This window comes from Gallaecimonas mangrovi (assembly GCF_003367375.1).
GTDB classification, from domain to species: Bacteria; Pseudomonadota; Gammaproteobacteria; order Enterobacterales; family Gallaecimonadaceae; genus Gallaecimonas; species Gallaecimonas mangrovi.
The window spans coordinates 3,119,235-3,141,631 of sequence record NZ_CP031416.1; the positions used below are offsets into that span (position 1 = coordinate 3,119,235).

Annotated in this window: 18 protein-coding genes; 15 read left to right on the top strand and 3 right to left on the bottom strand. The window is 54.2% G+C overall.

The features are described from left to right. The first annotated feature begins 26 nt into the window (after positions 1-26). The 8 genes from mtnN (at position 27) to DW350_RS14930 (ending at position 7,270) form a co-directional block, all read left to right on the top strand. Positions 27-737, top strand: a complete 711-nt coding sequence (mtnN, locus tag DW350_RS14895; protein WP_115719691.1) for a 5'-methylthioadenosine/S-adenosylhomocysteine nucleosidase — start codon at positions 27-29, stop codon at positions 735-737. 34 nt (positions 738-771) lie between these two features. Next, a complete protein-coding gene (locus tag DW350_RS14900; RefSeq protein WP_152032992.1) occupies positions 772-1,575 on the top strand; it encodes a CobD/CbiB family protein in 804 nt (267 codons plus the stop codon). An 88-nt stretch (positions 1,576-1,663) separates the two neighbouring features. Continuing rightward, positions 1,664-2,041 (top strand): DUF2721 domain-containing protein, encoded by a 378-nt coding sequence (locus DW350_RS14905; RefSeq protein WP_115719693.1) that lies wholly within the window; start codon positions 1,664-1,666, stop codon positions 2,039-2,041. A gap of 58 nt (positions 2,042-2,099) precedes the next feature. Continuing rightward, complete coding sequence (locus DW350_RS14910; protein WP_152032993.1) at positions 2,100-2,570, top strand: nuclear transport factor 2 family protein; 471 nt, start codon at positions 2,100-2,102, stop codon at positions 2,568-2,570. A gap of 86 nt (positions 2,571-2,656) precedes the next feature. After that, a complete protein-coding gene (locus tag DW350_RS14915) occupies positions 2,657-3,538 on the top strand; it encodes a kinase (RefSeq protein WP_115719695.1) in 882 nt (293 codons plus the stop codon). After that, complete coding sequence (locus DW350_RS14920) at positions 3,531-4,283, top strand: HAD-IIB family hydrolase (RefSeq protein WP_192954702.1); 753 nt, start codon at positions 3,531-3,533, stop codon at positions 4,281-4,283. The genes DW350_RS14915 and DW350_RS14920 overlap by 8 nt, the downstream gene beginning before the upstream one ends. A gap of 2 nt (positions 4,284-4,285) precedes the next feature. Further along, positions 4,286-5,512 (top strand): glycosyltransferase family protein, encoded by a 1,227-nt coding sequence (locus DW350_RS14925; RefSeq protein ID WP_115719697.1) that lies wholly within the window; start codon positions 4,286-4,288, stop codon positions 5,510-5,512. A 3-nt stretch (positions 5,513-5,515) separates the two neighbouring features. Further along, positions 5,516-7,270 carry a sugar phosphorylase gene (locus tag DW350_RS14930; protein ID WP_115719698.1) on the top strand — a complete coding sequence of 585 codons (1,755 nt, stop codon included), beginning with the start codon at positions 5,516-5,518 and terminating at the stop codon, positions 7,268-7,270. Positions 7,271-7,310: 40 nt separating this feature from the next. Here the strand turns inward: DW350_RS14930 and mdoH are convergent, their stop codons facing one another. Both mdoH and DW350_RS14940 read right to left on the bottom strand, forming a co-directional pair. Further along, a complete protein-coding gene (gene mdoH / locus DW350_RS14935) occupies positions 7,311-9,425 on the bottom strand; it encodes a glucans biosynthesis glucosyltransferase MdoH (RefSeq protein WP_336406946.1) in 2,115 nt (704 codons plus the stop codon). After that, positions 9,422-10,960 (bottom strand): OpgD/OpgG family glucan biosynthesis protein, encoded by a 1,539-nt coding sequence (locus DW350_RS14940; RefSeq protein WP_115719699.1) that lies wholly within the window; start codon positions 10,958-10,960, stop codon positions 9,422-9,424. Before DW350_RS14940 ends, mdoH begins: the two co-directional genes overlap by 4 nt. A 211-nt stretch (positions 10,961-11,171) precedes the next feature. Between DW350_RS14940 and DW350_RS14945 the strand changes: the two genes are divergently transcribed. Further along, positions 11,172-11,756, top strand: coding sequence for a nucleoside deaminase (locus DW350_RS14945; protein WP_115719700.1), 585 nt, complete (start codon positions 11,172-11,174; stop codon positions 11,754-11,756). A gap of 164 nt (positions 11,757-11,920) precedes the next feature. Next, complete coding sequence (locus DW350_RS14950; RefSeq protein ID WP_115719701.1) at positions 11,921-13,957, top strand: S8 family serine peptidase; 2,037 nt, start codon at positions 11,921-11,923, stop codon at positions 13,955-13,957. 36 nt (positions 13,958-13,993) lie between these two features. Here the strand turns inward: DW350_RS14950 and tyrS are convergent, their stop codons facing one another. Then, on the bottom strand, positions 13,994-15,193 hold the full coding sequence (gene tyrS, locus DW350_RS14955; protein ID WP_115719702.1) for a tyrosine--tRNA ligase: 1,200 nt from the start codon (positions 15,191-15,193) through the stop codon (positions 13,994-13,996). A 131-nt stretch (positions 15,194-15,324) separates the two neighbouring features. Here tyrS and DW350_RS14960 point away from each other — a divergent pair, with 131 nt between their 5' ends. From DW350_RS14960 to DW350_RS14980, 5 genes are all read left to right on the top strand, one after another. Continuing rightward, complete coding sequence (locus DW350_RS14960; protein ID WP_336406947.1) at positions 15,325-16,626, top strand: peptidoglycan DD-metalloendopeptidase family protein; 1,302 nt, start codon at positions 15,325-15,327, stop codon at positions 16,624-16,626. A 127-nt stretch (positions 16,627-16,753) separates the two neighbouring features. Continuing rightward, positions 16,754-17,824, top strand: coding sequence for an anhydro-N-acetylmuramic acid kinase (locus DW350_RS14965; RefSeq protein ID WP_115719703.1), 1,071 nt, complete (start codon positions 16,754-16,756; stop codon positions 17,822-17,824). Positions 17,825-17,840: 16 nt separating this feature from the next. Then, positions 17,841-19,061: an MksB family condensin complex protein gene (locus DW350_RS14970; RefSeq protein ID WP_115719704.1), complete on the top strand. Its 1,221-nt coding sequence runs from the start codon at positions 17,841-17,843 to the stop codon at positions 19,059-19,061. Further along, entirely contained in the window at positions 19,051-19,584 is a 534-nt protein-coding gene (locus DW350_RS14975) for a condensin complex protein MksE (RefSeq protein ID WP_115719705.1), read from the top strand. The genes DW350_RS14970 and DW350_RS14975 overlap by 11 nt, the downstream gene beginning before the upstream one ends. After that, positions 19,577-22,393, top strand: coding sequence for an Mks condensin complex protein MksF (locus DW350_RS14980; protein WP_115719706.1), 2,817 nt, complete (start codon positions 19,577-19,579; stop codon positions 22,391-22,393). Before DW350_RS14975 ends, DW350_RS14980 begins: the two co-directional genes overlap by 8 nt. Positions 22,394-22,397 lie beyond the last annotated feature (4 nt).

Genomic DNA, 22,397 nt, shown 5'->3' on the forward strand with positions numbered 1-22,397 from the left:
CTTTCTCTCGGTTAGGATGAACCCCAATGAAGCTCGGCATCATCGGCGCCATGGAACAGGAAGTGGCGCTCCTTAAAAGCCAAATCAGTAACCTTAAAACCGAAACCGTTGCCGGCTGCGAAATTTATAGCGGCCAGCTTGGCGGCGGTGACGTGGTATTAATGCGCTCCGGTATCGGTAAAGTCGCGGCAGCCATTGCCACTACCATCCTGATTGAACGTTTCGCTCCCGACGCCATTATCAATACCGGCTCTGCCGGCGGTTTTGACCCAACGCTGGAAGTAGGCGACGTGGTGATTTCATCCGAAGTGCGCTACCACGATGTCGACGTAACCGCTTTTGGTTACGAACTTGGCCAGGTTCCCAGAATGCCCGCCGCCTTCGAAGCCCACCCAAGCCTGGTTGCTGCCGCCCAAGAGGTGATCAGTGACATGGAGCACCACAAAGCCAAAACCGGCCTTATTACCACTGGTGATATTTTTATGTCAGACCCGGTGCGTGTTGAAGCCACCCGCAAAGCCTTTCCCGACATGATTGCCGTGGAAATGGAAGCGGCAGCCATTGCCCAAACCTGCCATCAGTTCGCAGTGCCCTTTGTTATCACCCGCGCCCTTTCCGACATTGCCGGCAAAGAGTCGCCCATGTCCTTTGAAAGCTTCCTTGAAAAAGCGGCAACCCACTCGGCACAGTTGGTGATGGCGCTGGTTGCTAAGTTAAAAGACAGTGCACTGGCCTGAGCTAACCCTGCTTTTGGCCTGGCCGGCGGCAAAAATGCTGCCGGCTTTGCCGTTTTGGCAAACCATCACCCGCTTGGCTGACAGTCTTGCCACTAAGGTCAATAAAGGCAGCGCCAAGCAGCAGCAAAGAGCCGGCTTTTTTTCCCTGGTTTTACTGTGGGGACTTGTCGCGCTGTTGGCAGCGCTATTGTCTTATACAGCAGACCTGCCGCTGGTGATTGATGGCCTAGCCTTTTACCTGGCGCTGTCAGACGCCAGGCTCAGCCGTTTTAAAGCCATTGAAAAGGTAAGTAAAGAGCAAGGCCGCACCCTGCTGGCCACGCTGTTAAAGCGAGACTGTAGCCGTTATTCCAGTGAAGGGCTTTATAAGGCCGCTATTGAAGGGCGCTGGCGCGTGACTAAAGAGCGCATGCTGTTAGTGTTGCTGTTTGTTGGCCACGCCGGCCTTATCGCTTTACTTATCCGCCTTTGGTGGGTACTGGCAGAGCGCTGGCACCCTGCCCGCCCCGGCTTTATACACTTTGGCCGCAGCCCATTAGCCATTGCCTGGCTGCTACGCGGCTGCGGTTTACCCCTCACGACCTTTTGGACGGTACTGCCGTTAAAAGCCTCAGCCCTTTTTACACGTCAGCGCCCATGGCAACTGGCGATGCTGGCAGAGGCCTTGGGCTGCCAGCTAGGAGGGCCGTTACTGGTTAATGGCCAGCGCATCCAACGCCACCGGGTCGGCCCCTCTGCAGCGCCGCAAGCGGCGCATTTAGCCAGGCTTAGAAAGCTGGCAATAAGTGGCGAGCTGGCAACAGCCTTGCTGTGCGGTTTGGCCTTGCTCGCACTATAAAGCAATGGGCTAACGGCACTGCCAACGGTCTCCAGGCTTTGTTAAGCTTCGATGCATTAGCGCAACGCCATTAAACTGAGGAAACTGCGTGGAGCTCACCTTAACCACCCCTGCGGTGCTATTTTCAGCGATATCCTTGCTGCTATTGGCTTATACCAACCGTTTTTTGCATCTGGCTAATTTGATTCGTCAAATGCATGCCCAAGAGCTAACACCGCGAGTACGGGCACAAATTGCCAATTTGCGTAAGCGAGTGAGCCTTATCCGCTATATGCAAGAAGCCGGCGTAATGAGCTTTTTATTCTGTGTTTTTACCATGCTCGCTATTTATATTGGTTCACCGGCCATAGCCTGGTGGTTATTTGGGATCTCACTGATGTTATTGGGCATTTCCCTTTGTTTGTCGGTAATGGAAATTCGTATTTCGGTAAAAGCCTTGGACATCCACTTAGACGAGATAGGCTGACTTGGCCGAACCTTTAGGCTCTGGCAAACTGCGCTACAAACCAGAAAAAGAGACCATCATGCGCCTGCTGTACTTGCTTATATTGCTATTTTGCCTACCAGCCCACGCTGATGAAGACGCGTTGCTGCTGGCCAGAAAGTACATGCAGGCCTACACCGCCATGGATTACGGCGAGCTCGAGCAGTTCTATCATTTTGATGCGGTTTTCCAGGACCCCAGTGCCGATGTGCAAGGTAACGGCCAGAATATTTCGGGCCGTACCGCTATCCTTGAGTTTTTAAAGAAATCCGAACAAGGGGTGGCCCAGATCCGCTTTGTCGAAAGCAGTCACATGGTGGTTGGCAGCTGGGTGATACTGATTGGCGAATACCACTATTTGGTCTCGGGCCCCGAATTTGGACTAGGGCCACAGCCGGTGTGGATAGTGGTAAAAGGAATAACGGAATTGCAGGTAGATACCGGCGCCGGTCAGATAAAAGTTCACCGCGATATGCTCGACTATGAGTCAGTTCCCAAACAGCTGCAATAATCCTTCATAGACAGGCATTTAATCTGGAAAAACGTTTACCACCGCCCCTTCAATCCGTATGCTGAAATGGATAGTGAGGGACCTTTATGCATCACGTAATACAAGATGCCATCCAGGCACACCGACTTCCTGAAAACTTTCAGGCTGTAGTCAATCAGTACTACCTGCCCCTGGCGGAAAACATCATTGCCCAAAGCCAACAGAGCCCCAAACCGCTGGTGGTTGGCGTAACAGGTGCCCAAGGCACCGGTAAATCAACCCTGGCCGACTTTTTGGCTATTTTGCTAAAGGAAATGGCAGGCCTAAAGGTCGCTGTTTTGTCACTGGATGACCTCTACCTTACGCGCGCCGAACGCTTAGCCTTAGCCGACAGCATACATCCGCTCTTAAAAACCCGCGGCGTTCCCGGCACCCACGATGTTACCCTCGGCCAACAGGTTTTAGACACCCTGGCCAAAGCCCACGACAGCCAACACACGCCGCTGCCACGTTTTGATAAATCCATCGACGACCGCGCGCCACAAAGCGACTGGCCAACCATTCAAGGCCGCCCTGATGTGGTGATCTTAGAAGGTTGGTGTTTGGGGGCAGGCCCCCAAGAAGACGACGCCGTCAGCGATGCGATTAACAGTTTAGAAGCCGAGGAAGACCACCAAGGCCATTGGCGCCGTTACGTTAACGAGCAGCTTAAGGGCCCGTACCGGGACTTTTTTGACAAGGTGCAGTTTCAAGTTTTCATGCGCGCGCCATCCATGGAAGCGGTGCAGCGCTGGCGTCAAGAGCAAGAACATAAGCTCAAAGCGCGGGTGGGCGCTGGCGCCGGCATTATGAGCGACGAGCAAATCGTCCGTTTTATCCAGCATTACGAGCGCTTAACCCGCCACCTTTTGGCCACCCACCCCAAGCGCACCAGGGTGCGCTTTGAACTGGCCGATGACCACAGCATTAAGGCAGTGGATTATGACTAAATGGGTTGTTGTTACCGATCTTGATGGCACGCTTTTAGACCATCACAGCTATAGCTGGCAAGCCGCTAAACCCGCCCTTGAGCGGTTGGCGGCAATGCAGGTACCGGTAGTACTCAACTCATCAAAAACCCGCGCCGAAATACGTGAACTTAGGGAACAACTTGCCCTTAGCTGGCCTTTTATTGCCGAAAACGGCGCTATTTTAGATTGGGGCGACGGCCATTTTGAAGGCTTTGCTGAGCCACGCCAGCAGCTATTGACGGTGCTGGGGCAACTGCGCCAGCAAGGCTTTGCTTTTGAAGGCTTTGCCGACTGGGATTTAGCCACCATCGTTGAAAAAACCGGGCTCGATGCACATTCGGCAAAGCTTGCCAGCGAACGGGAATTTACCGAGCCACTGCTGTGGCTTGGCGACGACCCTGGCAAGTGGGCCTTTCAGCAAGCCTTGGCCGGGCACCAGCTGCAAGCCCAGCAAGGGGGCCGCTTTTTATCGGTGATGGGGCAATATTCAAAAGGGGCCGCTATCGCGGCGCTGCGTGAGCGCTACCCGGGAGCAACTATCATTGCTCTGGGTGACAGCCCTAACGATGCCCCCATGCTCGATGTAGCAGATATTGCCGTGGTGATAAAATCGGCCCGTAGCGAGCAGCTCATGCCCAAAGCCCCAAGTACCATCAGGACAACATCGCCTGGCCCCGAAGGCTGGAACCAGGCCATACAGGACATTCTCAACCACAGGAGCTAAGCATGGCGGACTTTCACCAGAATGGGACCATAGCGACGCTGCACAATCTGACCCGCAGACCGGTGGAGGAATTAGAAAAGGAATTGATGCGCTTTCGTCGCTATCGGCCCATGTCACTGGTGCTGCCTTCTCTTTACTCGGAACTGCAATCATCGGCACTGACCGGTATTCTCGACGAACTCGAACAAGTCCCTTATTTGTCGGAAATTATTATTGGTCTTGATAGGGCCAACGAAGACGAATACAAACACGCCCTTAAATACTTTTCACGACTGCCGCAATTTCACCGGGTGCTATGGAACGACGGCCCAAGGCTCAAAGAAATCGACAAACTGCTGGCCAGCCATGACTTGGCTCCCAAAGAATTGGGTAAAGGCCGCAACGTTTGGTATTGCCTTGGTTACATGCTGGCGAGTGGCAAGGGCCAAACCGTTGCCCTGCACGATTGTGACATTGTGACCTACGAAAGAGGCCTGTTGGCACGGCTGTTCTACCCGGTGGCCAACCCGGTCTTTAACTATAACTTTGCCAAGGGCTACTACGCCCGCTGCGCTGGCGGCAAACTCCATGGCCGAGTAAACCGGCTGTTGGTAACGCCGCTTATTCGCAGTATGCAAAAGGTATGTGGCTATAACGACTACCTTAATTACATGGACGGTTTTCGCTATTCCCTGGCCGGGGAGTTCGCCCTTCGCAAAGACTTGGTTAGCCATCTGCATATTCCCAGTGACTGGGGTCTGGAAATTGGTGTGCTCTCGGAAATGTACCGCAGCTATTCCACCCAGCGTATCTGCCAGGTGGATATCAGCGACAACTATGACCATAAACACCAGGATTTAAGTGCGGAAGACGCCACCCAGGGCTTGTCGAAAATGAGTACCGACATCGCCAAGGCCTTCTTTAGAAAGCTGGCCACCAACGGTGAGATATTCAGCACTGAAAAAATTCGTACCATTAAGGCAACCTATTACCGTATTGCCTTGGATTTCATCGACATTTTCAACGATGACGCCATGATCAATGGCTTAAAATACGACCGGCATAAAGAAGAGCAAGCCGTAGAACTCTTTGCCCAGAATATTGTGGATGCGGGCACAACCTTCCTGGCTAACCCCATGGATACGCCATTTATGCCCAGCTGGAGCCGGGTTATCAGCGCGGTGCCGGACATTCTCGATGCCCTGAAAGATGCCGTTGAAGAAGACACTAAAGCCTATCTAGGAGCTTGACCCATGGATACGCCCCTGACACGTAAGCTTTTCGGTCATTTACGGGTGATCTACCCCGAGTTGGATAACGACGCTCTTGTTAACCAGCTAATTGAAACCATGGGCCTGGACCCCAGCTCAGAGGCACCGGCCACGCACCGTAACCTGTGGAATCAGAATGATGTATTGCTGATCACCTACGGTAACTCGGTGGTGGACGAAGGGGAAAAGCCGCTGGTCACCCTGGATAAGCTTCTCACCGACGAACTCAGTGAATGCTTGTCAGCGGTGCACATATTGCCGTTTTTCCCCTACAGCTCGGATGACGGCTTTTCGGTGATTGACTATGTGTCGGTTAACGAAGGCCTTGGCGATTGGGGCCACATCAGCACCATTGCCAAACGCAAGCACCTGATGGCCGACCTGGTGATAAACCACATGTCCAGCCGCAGCGCCTGGTTTGAAAACTTCAAGCGCCGCCGCGACCCTGGCAAAGACTATTTCAAAGAAGCCAGCCCGGATGACGATATCAGCCAGGTGGTGCGGCCCCGTTCCAGCCCGCTGTTAACGCCGGTACAAACCGATGACGGTGAGCGCTTGGTGTGGTGCACCTTCAGCCCCGACCAGGTGGATTTAGACTTCGGCAACCCAACGGTGCTACTGGAATTTGTACGCATCATTAACTTCTACCTGGAACAAGGGGTGCGCATTTTCCGCTTAGATGCGGTGGCCTACCTTTGGAAAACGCCAGGCACCAGCTGTATTCACCTGCAGCAAACCCATGAAGTAGTGAAATTAATTCGCACCCTGATTGAGCACCGCTTCCCCAACGCGGTGATCATCACCGAAACTAACGTTCCCAACCGGGAAAACCTCACCTACTTTGGTAACGCCAACGAAGCCCATGTTATTTACAACTTTTCACTGCCACCGCTGTTGGTGCATTGCCTGCTCTCCGGTACCTGCCGCCACTTAAAAACCTGGGCCATGAGCATGCCACCGGCCCAAAATGGCACCGCTTATTTAAACTTTATTGCCAGTCACGACGGCATTGGCCTGCGCCCAGCAGAAGATCTGCTAAGCGAAGAAGAGATGGGCGAATTTATCGATACCATCAGCCGCTCGGGCGGTTTGGTCAGTTACCGGCGCAAGGGCGATGAAGACAAGCCCTATGAGCTTAATGTCAGCCTTTGGGACGCTTTAAAAGACACGGTGGAAGGTGGTAAAAGCGAACACCAGCTGGCGCGCTTTTTATGTGCTCACATTATTATGCTTGGCCTTGAAGGGATCCCGGCTTTTTATATCCACAGCCTCTTTGCCACCGAGAACGACAACCAAAAAGTCGCCCTCACCTCGCGTAACCGCTCCATTAACCGTCATACCTGGACCATGGAAGAACTGCGGGCCGCACTCAGTAACGGCAGCCACCACCAGCAGGCCTATCAAGCGCTTCGCCACTTGATTCAAACCCGCCGCGCGCAGCCAGCGTTTCACCCTAACGCCACCCAGTTTACGCTGCACCTTGGCTTGGAAGTGTTCGGTTTTTGGCGGCAAAGTCTCGACCGTAGCCAAAGTATCTTTGCTATTCATAACGTCTCTAGCGAAGTGCAAAAGGTGCCACTGTCGACCATTAACCTGGTCAGTACCGACTTGTGGTTCGATTTAATCACCGGCAAGCACTTTAACGACCCCCACGCCGAGCTGGAACTGCAACCTTATCAGTGCCTGTGGCTCAGTAACCGCGATTTTAGCGGCCAAGAAGCCCCGCCAGAGGAATAAGCAATCGGCCAACAAAAAGCCCGCCATTTGGCGGGCTTTTTTAGACTTCAGCGGCCACGGCGTTTTCCGCCGTCATATTCACAAAGCGCTGATAAAGCTCCGGTGTCGACAACAGCCAGGCCTTTTCTTTGTCATTCATAAAGGAAAAGGCTTGGCGCGGATCTTTGGTGTCTGACAGCTTAGTGAACACCTGCGCTTCCTGGCCTTTAAGCTCGCCAGGTTTGCGCGGCGCTACCCTGTCAATAAGCGGAATACGGCGCCGGGCCAATACCGGGTCACCGGCCAGCACATCCAAGGTAGGCGCCGAGGCAAGGCGTTCTTCATAGAATGGCAGCACCTTGTCCAGTTCACACTCGATAGCCGGGCGCTCATTTTCCTCAGGAATACGCAGCCAGCCTCTGGCCTTTAAGTATTCACCCACTTTTGACGATGCCGTGTAATACGACAATGGCACCGCCAGCACCATACCGATGATGGCAGGGGACAACCACGCCAGCAGTTGCCAGGAGTTAAACGCAGCGGCAATGGCCAAAATAACACCGGCTGCCACATGGCTACGGTGACGGCGCCACACATCTTCCCAGGGCAAGCTGCCGTCATCACGGCGCTGCGGGTTCCAGCCACTGTCACCGCCCAAAAACACCGACATAACCGCGCCAGAATGAATAAGCATCATCACCGGGGCTATCAGCGCCGAGAGAATAACTTCAAAGAAGAAGCTTTTAATCAGCCCCCAGGCGCCGCCGCATTTACTGCGCAGGTCCCTGTCGGTAAGCCCCAAGACAAGGCCCATGATTTTCGGAGCAAACAGCACCACCATGGTCACCACAAACAGCCATACTGCCCGCTCGGAATCCAGCACTGGCCAGGCAGGGAACAATGAAAAGCTGTCGGGGAAATATTCGGGGCGAATAAACTGTGCCTGCAATGCCAGGGCAAAACCTGACAGTACCAGCAGCAACCACAGCGGCGAGCTGAGGTACGACATGATGCCGGTCACCATGTGCATGCGGCTTACCCAGCTTAGACCGCGGGTAGGCAATACTTTGGTGTGCTGCAAGTTACCTTGGCACCAGCGGCGGTCACGTACCGCCATATCAATCAAGGAAGGCGGGCTTTCTTCATAAGAGCCCTCTAAATCCCAAGCGATATCAATCACCCAGCCAGCGCGGCGCAGCAGCGCGGCTTCCACAAAGTCGTGGCTCAGAATATGGCCGCCAAAGGGCGCCTTACCGGGCAGGTCGGGCAAGCCGGCATATTCCATAAAGGCACAGGTGCGAATAATGGCGTTGTGGCCCCAGAAGTTACCGTCGCGGTCTACCCACCATGCCAAACCGGTACCGACAATGGGCCCGTAAATACGGGTAGCAAATTGCTGCACCCGGGCCACCACGGTATTACCGCGAATAAGCCTCGGAATGGTTTGAATAAGGCCGGCATCGGGGTTGGCTTCCATGCGGCGCGCCAACTGAATAATGGTGGTGTGGTCAATCAGGCTGTCGGCATCCAGCACCAGCATATGGTCGTAGTGGCGCCCCCAGCGACGGCAAAAATCGGCGACATTACCGGCCTTTCTCGCCAGGTTTTCCCGGCGACGGCGGTAATAGACCCGGGCTTTGTCGCCCAAACGTTCACGAATGGCTAACAGCGCTTCTTCCTCCTGAAGCATCACTTCAGGGTTGGTGGTGTCAGCGATAATAAACCAGTCGAAGGCCTCTCCTTCCCCGGCGTCGATAATGCCTTTGGCCATCACTTCAATGGCGGCAAAGATCCGGGATGGATCTTCGTTGTAGGTAGGCATCAACACCACGGTTTTTTTGGTAAGGGCGCTGGTCAGCCACTGCGGCTTTTTACCAAATCGCAGGGCGTAAAAGCCGGCAATGCCGGTGGTGCAGGCCAGGGCTATCCAGCAAAAGGTCAGGGCAAACAGGCCCATAACGATGTATTCAGGCCAGGTGATTTTACCGGCGGCAAACACCATCCACATTTCATAGACAGCATAAACCGACAGCACCAGGGCCGAGCCCACTACCAGCAGGCGCTTCCACCACCGTGATTTAACGGCCGCAGGGTCAACAGGTTTACGACGGTAAACCTGCTTGAGATCCTGCGGCGGCATTAAGCCCGCAAGTTCTTCAGGCGTTCCTTGCATCATGAATTACTCACCCACCGTGACAACCAGGTTTCGGCCTGACGACCATCATCAAATTTCAGTTCCAAGCGCAGTTCCGACACCTTGGCATCGGCAGGGTGGAACTTAAAGGTTACCCGGTAACCTTGCACGTTTGGATTCGGCTGTACTGTGACATCACTGACGGTACCGGCAGAGGCTGACACCACCGCTTTGGGCAGGCTCACCGAAGCAGGCTGGGTTTCCTGGTAATCCACCACATAGAGGCGATCTGGGGTTGGGCCTTTAATATCGGCACGGCCAGAACGGGTAGCCACCACTCGCACGGCCCGCGACAGCGGTTCAGTACCCCAGCTCAAGCGATACGCGTAGCTGTATTCAGAACCGGCCTTGAGGGTGTCTTTGGGGTTCCAATAGGCAATGATGTTGTCGTGAATTTCTGACTGGCTTGGAATTTCAATCAGATTGACCGAGCCTTTACCCCAGTTACCTACCGGTTCTACCCAAAGGCTTGGACGCTTCTCAAAATGGTTACCCAAATCCTGGTAATCATTGAAGTTGCGGTCGCGCTGCATCAAACCAAAGCCCATGGGGGCGGTGTCTTCAAACGCACTTAACTGCAAGCTGTTGGGGTTGGACAGTGGCCGCCACAGGCGCTCACCCTTGCCGTTAAGGATCAAAAGGCCGTCAGAGTCATGTACCGCCGGGCGGTAATCGTCGGCGTTGCGGCGGTCGTTCATCGAGAACATGTACATGCTCGATTCCGGGGCCAGGCCCACTTTGTCCATGTCAACGCGGGGGAACAAAGTCACTTCCACATCCATAACGGTGTTTTCACCAGGGCGAACCGTAAAACGATAGGCGCCGGTGGTGCTGGGGCTATCGAGCAGCGCATACACCAAGATGGAATTGCTTTCTTTAGAGGGCTTTTGGATCCAAAAGGCCCTAAAAGCCGGGAATTCTTCCCCTTGCGGGTCGGCGGTTTTAATAGCCAGACCGCGGGCGGAAAGACCATAGTTTTGGCCTTTGCCTAAGGAGCGAAAGTTACTGGCACCCTGGAAGACGGCAACTTCATCATAGTAATTCGTAATAAAGGGCGCGTGCAGGCGAATACCTGAAAAACCAATATCTTGGGCCGGAAGAGGCTTGCTCATCACCTTACCGGTGGTGAACATTTTCGGGTCGAAAGGCACATGTTTGGCCTGGCCGTTATCAACAATGGCCACTTCAACCGGCGCTTTGAAATACAGGCCGCGCATAAAGAACTGCAACTGATAAGGCAGCCCTTCTTTGGCCCAAATAGCTTTATCCGGGTTGAAATGGATATCGCTGTATTCGTTGTAGGTAATGTCATCCAGAACAGGAGGCAAAGGCTCATCAAGGGGTTGATAAGGCTTTTTGGCCAATTGTCGTGCAAGTTCAACAACCGTATCGCGGCTGAAAGGGCCGTCTTTGGTGTATTTTTCTACTGGCGCAGGCGCATCCGCGGCCACGGCTTTTGCAAGCAATCCCAGTGAAAACACCAACAGTACAGCAATTTTCAGTGTTGGTCGGTTCACCCTTCCTCCTTTGACCTAGGTAGGTCCATAAGACAAGACGGAAATAGTTCCACGTACGCCATTAACTCAGGCTGTATATAAGAATGGAAAAATTTCCCAAGTCGATCACAACAGTTTGTTATAGAAACGTTTTCGTAAAAAATATTCTTTTTATATGGGGAAGGCCCGTGTTATTGGCTAAAAACAGTCTTTTCATACAAAAGGAATGTTTATGGCCGCCGCTAACGCATTGACGCTTCCAGGCCTGACGCTGCCGATCAATTTGCCCGACTGGATCATACCTGTTGTAGGCAACCAAAAAAACTACGCTGATGATAATGAAAAGATGCGTCTTGCCATTACCTTAGCGAAAGAAAACGTCGCCCGTGGCAGTGGTGGCCCATTTGGCGCCGCTATCTTCAGCGAAATTGATGGCGCCTTGCTTGGGGTGGGTGTCAATGCCGTTGTTGCCAATCATAATTCCTGCGTCCACGGCGAGGTGGCCGCCATTATGATGGCCCAGCAACAACTGGGGGACTTTTCCCTCAAAGCCACCCCTTGCGCGCTTTTTACATCCTGTGAACCTTGCGCCATGTGCCTGGGTGCCACTCTCTGGAGCGGTGTTCGCCGCCTTGTTTGCGCCGCAACCGGCGATGATGCCCGCGCCATTGGCTTTGATGAAGGTCCAGTGTTTTACGAGTCTTACCGTTATTTGGAACGGGCAGGCGTGAAAGTGCAAAGAGGGCTAATGCGCATTGATGCCAAAGGCATTTTAGACAGCTACCAACGTAATGGCGGCCCCATTTATAACCCCTGACCCTGTAAAAAAATACTGGTTAATAGTCACTAACCACGTGTTTTTAAAAGGAGATTTCGATCACGCCAAATAAGTAAGAATTATGAAATGGTGAGTCCGCTCGTGCATCAGATACGGTAGTCGATGGCAGTCGCGAGAAAAACAATAACTTTTGAGGACGAACCATGAAGACCGTATCGCAACTGACACTACGCCTGGCCCCGGTGGCTTTGGCCCTCTCTACGATGCTGGCCCCGTCGGTCAGCGCCGCCAAAGGCATGACACCACCCTTTTTGGACGATAGCAGCGACCAAACCACCACCCGCTATATCGTTAAATTCAAGGAACGGGGTAATAAAAGCATTCAGGCGATGAATGCCTTGGAACGCAAAAGCCGCGCCACAGAAAACGCCGACAAGGTAAAGAAAACCGGCGGCAAGGTGCGCAACAAGCTTGAGCGTTTTAATGCCGTGGGCGCTACCTTAACCACCGCAGAATACCGGGAGCTCAAAGACGACCCAGAAGTGGAGTACATTGAGCCCGATCCGATTCGTAAACCCCTGGCATCCACTCTGGGTGAAATGGAGCCTTGGGGTATTGGCGCCATCCAAGCCTCCGGCAGCCTAGGGGCCAACGCTCCCACCGGCAAAACCGTTTGTATCATGGATACCGGTTATGCCCTGGGTCATGACGACCTGCCCAGCAGCGGTGTCAGTGGTGAAGGCAACAGCGGCACCGGGGTGTGGAGTTCGCCAGGCGTCAGCCACGGCACCCACGTTGCCGGCACCATTGCCGGTATTGCCAATAACGGCGAAGGGGTTGTCGGTATTTTCCCAGCCCAGCAAGTGGGTCTTTATATTGTTAAAGTCTTCGACAACGACGGTAACTGGCCAACCGCCTCTGACTTGGTGGATGCAGCCGAGGCCTGTGAAGACGCTGGTGCCGACGTTATCAACATGAGTTTGGGCGGTACCGGTTCATCAACCACCGAGTCCAATGCTTTCTCAACCCTTTTAAGTAACGGTGTACTGTCCATCGCCGCAGCCGGTAACGGCGGCGACTCCAGCTTGTCTTACCCCGCCTCATACAGCTCAGTGATGTCTGTGGCAGCGGTCGACAACAATGATGACGTGGCTTACTTCTCGCAGTACAACAGCCAGGTTGAAATTGCCGGCCCTGGTGTGGCCATTCGTTCTACTGTTATTCCCGGCGACGGCCGCGATGCCAGCCTGACCGTTGCTGGCACCGACTACACCAGCAATGGTGTGGTACCGCACATGCGCTACACCATCAGCGGCAACAGCTATGTGTCGAACGACGTTAATGGCTCTGTTACGGCGGCCCTGGCGGCTTGTACCACCTCGGGCAGCAGTGCCAGCTGTAGTGGTGCCAATGGCAAAATTTGTGTGGTCGAACGGACCGCCAATGAGTCAAACAGCAGCTACCCCGAAGGTGACGCCGCCCAGGCCTGTGCCGACGCCGGCGGTGTGGGCGCCATTATCTACTCGAAAAGCTCGCTGCCGGGCCTCGAAGCGCCCTTTCTTATCGATTCGAGTGGCGACATAACCTTCCCAACCGTTTCGGTTGACCGGGCAACGGGCCTAGCACTAGCGGCCGAGGCGGGAGAAAGCGCTACCTTAACCGTGCTGGGTAACCAAGATTACGACTACTACAACGGCACCTCGATGGCGACACCGCACGTTGTTGGCGCCGCCGCCTTGGTGTGGAGCTATTTCCCAAGTTGTACGGCAACGCAAATTCGTAGCGCCCTGGATGCTACCGCCAAAGATCTCGGCAGCAGCGGCCGTGATAACTACTACGGCTATGGCCTGGTGCAGGCCCAAGACGCGGTGGATTACTTAACCACAAACGGCTGCGCCGGTAGTGGTGACGGCGACGATGGCGACACCGGTGGCGGCGATACTGGCGGCTTTACCGAGTCAAGCCTTAGCGCCAGCCGCAACAACTGGTTGTACTACACCGTTGACGTGCCTTCTGGCGCCAGCAGCCTGGATGTGTCCATCAGCGGCGGCAGCGGTGATGCCGACCTCTATGTGCGCCAAGCCGCCCAACCCACCACCAGCAGCTACGACTGCCGCCCTTACCTCAACGGTAATAGCGAAACCTGTAGCTTCAGCTCGCCAACCAGCGGCACCTGGTATATCGGTATTCGGGCGTATAGAACCTTTAGTAATGTGACCTTGACGGTCAGTTACCAGTGACAAAAAAGCCCCTCATCGAGGGGCTTTTTTATGGCCTTAGGCCAGTGTCACTCTGGCAAATTTGCGCTTACCTACCTGGAATACGGCGGTGGTGCCTTTGGCGATTACCAGCTTGGCATCGTCGATGCGCTCACCGTCTTGTTTAACGGCACCTTGTTTTATCATCCGCATACCGTCTGAAGTTGACCCCACCAGACCTGCCGCTTTTAGCAAGTTAGCAATAGCCATTCCGTCAGTTTCGGCGTCCAAGGTCACTTCATCCATATCATCAGGGATGGCGTTTTTCTGGAAACGCTGGATAAAGTCCTGGTGCGCCGCTTCGGCGTCAGCGTCGCTGTGGAAGCGTGCGATGATTTCTTTGGCCAGCAAGATTTTGTAATCACGCGGATTGGCGCCACCAGCAATGGCCTCTTTGAAGCCGGCAATTTCGTCCATAGGCCGGAACGACAGCAGCTCGAAGTAACGCCACATCAGCTCGTCACTCACCGACATGATTTTGCCGAACATCTCGGTGGGCGCGTCGTTAATGCCAATGTAGTTGCCGGCCGACTTGGACATTTTCTTCACGCCGTCCAGGCCTTCCAAAAGCGGCATCATCATCACAACCTGAGCGCTCTGCCCTTCTGACTTTTGCAGCTCGCGGCCCATCAGCAGGTTAAATTTCTGGTCAGTACCGCCCAGCTCCACATCGGCCTTCAACGCCACAGAGTCGTAACCTTGCAGCAGCGGGTACATAAACTCGTGAATGGCGATCGGCTGGTTATTGGCAAAACGCTTTTTAAAGTCGTCGCGCTCAAGCATCCGCGCCACAGTCAGGTTAGAGGCCAGCTTCAGCATACCCGCAGCACCCAACGCTTCGAGCCAGGAGGAGTTAAACACCACCTGGGTTTTCGCCGGGTCGAGAATTTTAAATACCTGCTCTTTATACGTTTCCGCATTGTTGAGCACGTCTTCACGGGTCAGCGGCGGGCGGGTGGTGTTTTTGCCAGTCGGGTCACCAATCATGCCGGTGAAATCACCAATCAGAAAAATCACCTCGTGGCCCAGATCCTGGAACTGACGCATCTTGTTAAGCACCACGGTGTGGCCAAGGTGAATGTCGGGTGCGGTTGGGTCGGCACCGAGTTTGATGCGCAGTGGGCGGTTTTCCTTGAGCTTGGTAACAAGCTCCTCTTCAACCAGGATTTCGTCTACACCCCGTTTCAGTATTTCCAGGGTGTCCTGGGCCAAAGTCATGATCTAAACCTCATTTCACGGCAAAAAGTGATAAGCGCCTAGTGTATCCGATTGGCTAACTCCAATAAAAGCCGATAGACTGCGCTTCGATCAGGCGAGTTCGCTACAAATTCGTAACCAATTCCCAAAGTATGTTGATCATGTTGCAGCACATTCGCGCCCTACCCAAGGGCCATAAAATTTTAGTGACCGCCATCAGTGCCCTGCTGGCGCTGATGCTATTGACGCCCTCTGAAAAAGCGCAAGCCACCCGCGACAGCCACCTTAAAAAGCTGGAGGTGGGCCAGCGTTACCCGTTGCTGGTAGACATGCCAGCCGAACCGCTGGTGGAATCGGAGCAAAAGCCCAATTACGTTTGGCACACACAACAGGTGCGAAGTGGCGACAGCCTCGCCAAGCTCTTTAGCCGCGCCAAGCTCTCTGCACGTAGCCTTCATAACATGCTGCAAAGCTTGGGGGACAAGGCCAAACCCCTCACCGAACTTCGCCCAGGCGAGCAACTTGAATTCGCCCGGGCCGCCAGCGGCGAACTGCTGGCCATTCGCTACGCCCAAAGCCGTACCCATATCATTGATGTGGTTAAAGACGGTGACAGCTATCAGCTAACCGAGAGCAACATCGCTATTGACCATCGCGAGCAGTTTGCCACCGGCACCATTAGCTCTAACTTTTGGAATGCCGGTGTTAGCGCCGGCCTCAGCCCGGCCATTATCGACGGCATTGCCAATATCCTTGGTTACGACATCGACTTCGCCTTAGAGCTTCGCCGCGGCGACAGCTTTGCGGTGCTTTATGAGCAAAACTATGTAGGTGGCGATTTAATTGCCGACGGTAATATTCTGGCGGTGACCTTTACCAACCAGGGTGAAACCTACAACGCGGTGCGCCACAGCGACGGCAACTATTACACCGCCAATGGCAGTTCGGTACGCAAAGCCTTTTTGCGCTCACCGGTAAGCTACAAATACATCTCATCGAGCTTCAACCCCAGACGCCTGCACCCGGTTACCGGCAGAGTGCGCCCCCACAACGGTATTGATTACGCCGCCGCTGTTGGTACCCCGGTTTATGCTTCCGGTGATGGCAGGGTGATAAAGTCAGGCTATTCAAGCCTTAACGGTAACTACGTTTTTATTAAGCACGGTGAGCAGTTCGTTACCAAATACCTGCACCTGTCCAAGCGCCTGGTTACATCGGGGCAGAAAGTGCGCCAAGGGCAAACCATTGGTAAAGTCGGCGCCACCGGCCGCGTTACCGGCCCGCACCTGCACTACGAGTTTTTGGTCAACGGCGTGCATCGCAACCCACGCACCGTAAAATTGCCGGAAGCAGCTCCGGTGCCAAAGGCGCAATTAGCCGCTTTCAAGGCGCAAGCCAGCGAGTTACTGGCGCGGCTTAATAGCCAAAAACGCATTATGTTGGCGATGAAATAGTCGTTGTCTGAACCAGTTCACAACGCCCGCACAATGCGGGCGTTGTTGTTTCGTGGTTAGCTGCATAAAACGGTGTCTCGGGGTATGCTGAGACCAATAAAAACCCTGCCTGAGAAAGGGAGATGCCATGAGCCTATACATTGGCTTGATGAGCGGCACCAGCATGGACGGTATCGATGCAGTGCTGGTCGATTTTAAAGCGCCAACACCCACCTTGCTGGCCACCCATTTAGAACCCCTGCCCAGTAAACTCTGTGAAGGGCTGCATCAGCTTTGCCAGCCGGGTAGTGACGACTTAGATGCGGTAATGAGCCTAAGCCTGGCCTTCGCCCAAACGTCAGCGCAGGCAGTAAAAAATCTTTTAGCCAAAACCGAGATAACGGCCGAGCAAATTCGCGCCATTGGCAGCCACGGCCAAACCATTCGCCACCGCCCGCAATGGGGCTTTAGCGCGCAGATTGGCGACGCTGCCACTTTGGCGGTTGCAACCGGTATTGATGTTATCAGCAACTTTCGCATGAAAGACCTGGCATTAGGCGGCCAAGGCGCCCCCTTGGTACCGGCCTTTCATAAAGCCATGTTAAAAAGTGACGCGGTGCTCAATATCGGCGGCATTGCCAACATCACCTATCTGGGTGAAAAGGTCTGCGGCTTTGATACCGGCCCCGGTAATACCCTGATGGACGCCTGGATGCGCCGCCACCATGGCCAGCCCTTCGACCATAACGGCCAGTTTGCCGCCAGTGGTCAGGTGCTGCCGGCGTTACTTGCAAAATTACTGGCCGAGCCGTATTTTGCCGAGCCCTGGCCCAAATCAACCGGCCGCGAGCTTTTCCACCTCGACTGGCTCGACAGCTTTTTAACCGGCAACGAAGCCCCTGCCGACGTGCAAGCTACCTTGCTGGAATTAACGGTACAAAGTGTCGCTTTACACTTAGATAAGCTGGGCGTTACCGGCGAAGTGGCGGTTTGTGGCGGCGGCGCCCAAAACCCGCAGCTAATGCAGGCGTTAAAAAGCCGCTTGCCTGCACTGCACTGGAGCACAACCGACCAGCAAGGTTTGCCGGGTGACTGGCTGGAAGCCATGGCCTTTGCCTGGCTGGCTCGACAATTTACCTTGGGGCTGGCCGGCAATCTGCCAGAAGCCACCGGCGCCAAACGCCCCACCATATTGGGACAACTGACCAAAGCCTGCTAACGGGCTGAGAGACTGCATGCATCACCCCAGTAAAATCATACGTTTACTTGCCGAGCATTGGCTTATCTTCGAAAAGGTGGTTGAACGCTTCGGTTTTAGCCCCTTTAGTTTTCAAGACTTGCAGGGCATTTTCCGCCAGCAAAACCCGGATTGGGGCCACGAAAAGCTCTTTAAAGAAGCCGAAAAGCTGCTGAGCCTGGACCTGGTGTTACCGCTGCCCAAATCCAGCCTGCTGGAAATGAATGGCGCCGTGTTTGAGTTCGTCCAGTATCTGGTCAAAGAACACCAATTAGGACTGGCTGGCGAAATTGAAGCGCAACTGGAAGAAGTTGGCCGCTTAAGCGCCAAGCTCGAAGAAAGTTTAGAGAGCTTAGATGGCGAAGACAGCCGCCGTTACCTGCGCCGCATCGACAATCTGGTGCGCAAGGTGGCAGGCCAGTTTAAAGACAACGAAGGGGCAATTTATCGCCTGGCGGAAACCGCAAAAACCCAAACGGGCCTGTCCCTTAACCACCGCTACCAGTTGGTATTGGATGCCTTCGACGACTACATCGAACCGATGGTGGATATGCTCGACACCAATGGCCGTTTTGCCCAAGCGCTGGACGCCCTGGCGGTGAACCTGCATTACCAGCATCGTCGCCTGGAAAAATCTGGCCATCTGTTTGAGGTACGTAACGGCCTGTTGTTACTGCGAACCCGTATCTTGGTACTGTTTAATGAAGGCCGTGAAAGCCTGCGCCGCGCTTCTGATCTGTTGCTGCCACTACGCCAAGAGCTGCGTAAAAATACCCTTATTGCCAAAGCCGCTTCCACCCTCTTGGGTGAAGTGCGCAAAAAAGGCCTGGAGCGGGCACTAACGGCCATGCCGGTCATTGCCTCAGACAACCAGCGCCGCGCCTTGGCCAGCCAAAGCCAGCTATTGGCCTACCTAGGTGAAATAGCCGATTACAAAGAAGAAGAGGTGGTGCTACCAGACGATGACGACATCGCGCCGCCCAGCCACTTGCACCTGCCCGACCCGCAGCAGGTGCAGCACGCCTTTAACGCCTCTAAACAACCCAGCGCCATTCACTGGCTGCTTGAGAGCTACCCAGAATTGGCCGCAGACGAACTTTTACACCTTTATCAGCACATTCAGCTTAAGGCCGAAGCGCCCCATGGCCAGATGCAAACCCTGGCACTGAACGACTGCACCATTCAACTTCATCCGCTGGAGATCCGCCATGCAGATTGATTTGGCCGAACTCAAGGCCCTAGAAGACATTCACCGTAAACTGGCTGCCGGTTACCACTTGAGTGAAACCGAGCCGGGCCTGTGGCTGGAACTGAGCGCCCAACATGACGCCTATGCCGCCCTTTTCGCCGCCCTTGGCTACCAATTGGTGCATGACGAACGTGGCTTTTTCTATTTCGACACACCGGAAACCTCGGTCAACATGTCGAAAACGTCCCAGTGGTTCGCCCTCACCCTGTATTGCCTGGTGGAAGACTACGCCGATGCCGGCAAGGATCCGGTCAACGCCCTGTTTGATAACGTTTTAGGGTTTAACGACATGGACGCGCTGGTCAGCCGCCACTTGCCGCTGTTTGAGCAGCTCAACGTGCAAAGCGCCTCTGATTTACGCAAAGAAGTCTTTAACCGCATGGTGCGCCTGGGCTTTGCCCGGGAAGAAGCCGATGGTTTTAAGCTGTTGGCCCCTTGCCACCGTTTTCTAGACGCCGCCCTGGCCCTGACCGAGGAAAAAGTTGATGTCTGAACTTCGTTACGGCCTGACCAAGCTGGCACTGCTGAATACCGCAGGCTACGGCAAATGTGTGTTGCCGCTGGATAAATCGGTGTCGGTCTGCGCGCCGAACAACACCGGTAAATCGTCGGTGATCAACGCCCTGCAATTTCCGCTGATTAACGACATGCGGCTGACCGAGTGGGACGGCCACAGCTTTGAAGAAACCCGCAAATTTTATTTCTCTACCGACCGCTCATACGTGCTCTTAGAAGCCAGGTTGCCAGGGGATCGCGCCATGACCATTGGCGTGGCCGGCCGCGGCAAAGCCAGCGGTTATCAATATCAGTATTTTTGCTATGAAGGCCCTTTGGATTTGGGGGACTACATGGACGGTAAAACCATACTGCCCTACGGCAAACTGATTGAGCGCCTGCACCAATACGGCCGTATTCCCCAGGAATTAAAAGCTTCTGAACTCAATGCCTTATTAACCGGTGGCGCCAGCCCGTACGACCACCTGGCCATGAAGCTTATCCCGCTTAATAACGTCTCGGACGCACCGGTTTATAAAGAAATTTTCCGGCGGATGCTGAATCTGCATAAGCTCACCGCCCAAGACGTTAAAGGCTTTATGCTCAAGGTCTTTGACCGGCATTTTTCCAATGCCCGCATCGATTTCTTGGCGGTTTGGCACAATGCCTTTGACCGGGTAAACCGCATGCGCGCCCAGCTGTTGGCCATGGAAAAAGAAGGCGAAGCCATTAGCGCCCTGGAAAACCTGCTAGATAGCCGCGCCGTGCTAAAAGGCAAACTGGCCGCCTACCAACCCAAGCTCGATGAAGCCTTGGTGCAATGGCATGACCACATGGAAGAAAAGCACCATGAGCTAACGTATAAGCGCGGCACCTTAAGCGAGGAAAAAGCCGGCCTTAAAGACAAGTTTGGCTTTTTGCAAAACCAAATGCTGGACCTAGGCGGCACCAAAACCAGCCTTGGCCAGTGGCTGGACGAATACAATGCCCTTTACCAAGACTTTGCCCTGGTAGACGAGCCGACTCTTAAAGCCAACATCGACAGCCTCAAGGCCGAATACGAAGAGTTGGTAGGCCTGCTGGCATCAGCCAAGGCGCAGCCCATGTCGGCTATTGAGCGGCGCATCAAAGACCTTCGCCGCCAGCTCACCTCCAACAAGCTGCAATTTAAAAACCTCGAGTACAACCTCTATTCCAGGCTGCGCGAAGACTTGGCACCAGGGGAAATGGCCGAGGTCAGTAAACTGCTTAACCCCGACCTACTGGCGCTTTCTACCGCCAAGGGCGGCGAAGTTGCAATCACCGATGACGGTGCCTTCGGCGACTTCTTGGAAGCAGTGGCCGATGCCATCAAGGGCCAGCTGATGCAGCTGCCGGGGGCAACGGTCGATTTAAGCCATCTGCATTCGGCGCAGTTCTCCGCCAGTGAAGACAAACTGCAATTAAAAGAAACCATCGACCAGCAAGAAGCTGAGCTTCAGCAACTGAATGTTCAGCTAAAAGTGGCACAAGACTTAGAAGCCAAGCTGGCCGAAAAAAGTGCTCTTGAGCGGCAAGTGGAAGAAGAACAAGCCGCCCTGCGTGCCTTTAAACGCTTTCAGGAAATGCAGGCTCTTTATCCCGAGCGCCAAGCCCAGTTTGACACCCTGGCCGAAGAAGAAGCGGCCCTTCGCGAGCAGCTCGAAGAACTCAGGGCCATGGAAAGCCGCCTGAATGACCAGCTGATGCAGCTCAAGGTCACCGAAGAGCAATTCAAACGCCAAGGCGAAACCTTGAACCGGGTCAAAGGCCAGCGCATTGATGACCAGCTCGACCTTATCAGCGGCCGTGCCACGCCTTACATGATTGATATTCGCCTGGATATGGACGCGCTAAGTGAAAGCGTGGAGCACTTTAACCGCGAATGCCGGGAGCTGCGTGACCACGATTTAGGAATAACCAACACCTACATGCACCTTTTCAAGCAGGGTATTAGCCAGTTTGACGGTGAGCCAGACGAAGAAACCCGCTGCATGAAGCTCATTAACAGCTTCCATAACCTGCCGGCAGAGCGGGAAGTCATTGCCCGTCAGGCCCGCGCCGCACTGGTGGACGTGGCGGGGACGTTAAGCTCGCTGCGTGACGACTTGCACCGCTTGCATGGCGAAATGGACCGCTTTAACCAAGGCATTACCCGCCACCCTATTTCCAACCTCAAAGGCTTTAAAATTGAGGTGGTCGACCGGCCGCAACTGGTGCAACACATCGACACCATACTGGAAACCTCAAAAACCTATGAAGCGGGCCAAAGCTTTGATTTACTGGATTTAAACCAGCCAAGCGACGACAAAGCCCTTAGCGAAGCCAAAGATTATCTGATTAAAGTGGGCACCGAAGCGGCCGGCCTGACCCTGGATGACCTTTTCGATATTCGCTTTAAAGTCACCGACCGCAGCGGCAACACCGACTCGTTCGATAAAATTGACTCAGCAGGCTCTAACGGCACCCGGATCACCATTAAGCTGTTATGCGGCATGCTCTTTATCCGCCAACTGCTCAATGAAAAAGAGCGGGGCCTATACAGTATTCCGCTGTATATCGACGAAGCGGCAGATATTGACCCGGCTAACCAGCGCGCCATTATCGACACCGCCCACCACTTTGGCTTTGTGCCGATTTTCGCCTCAGTAAAACCGCAGATCTCCTGCGACATCGTGGTGCCCATTCGCACCACTCGCGATGGCACCGTCAACCTGGTGGAAGAAAAAGACTGGATTTTTGTTGAAGCCAAGGCCAGCGATAACGAAACGGCCCTTGAAGAGGCCTGAGTAA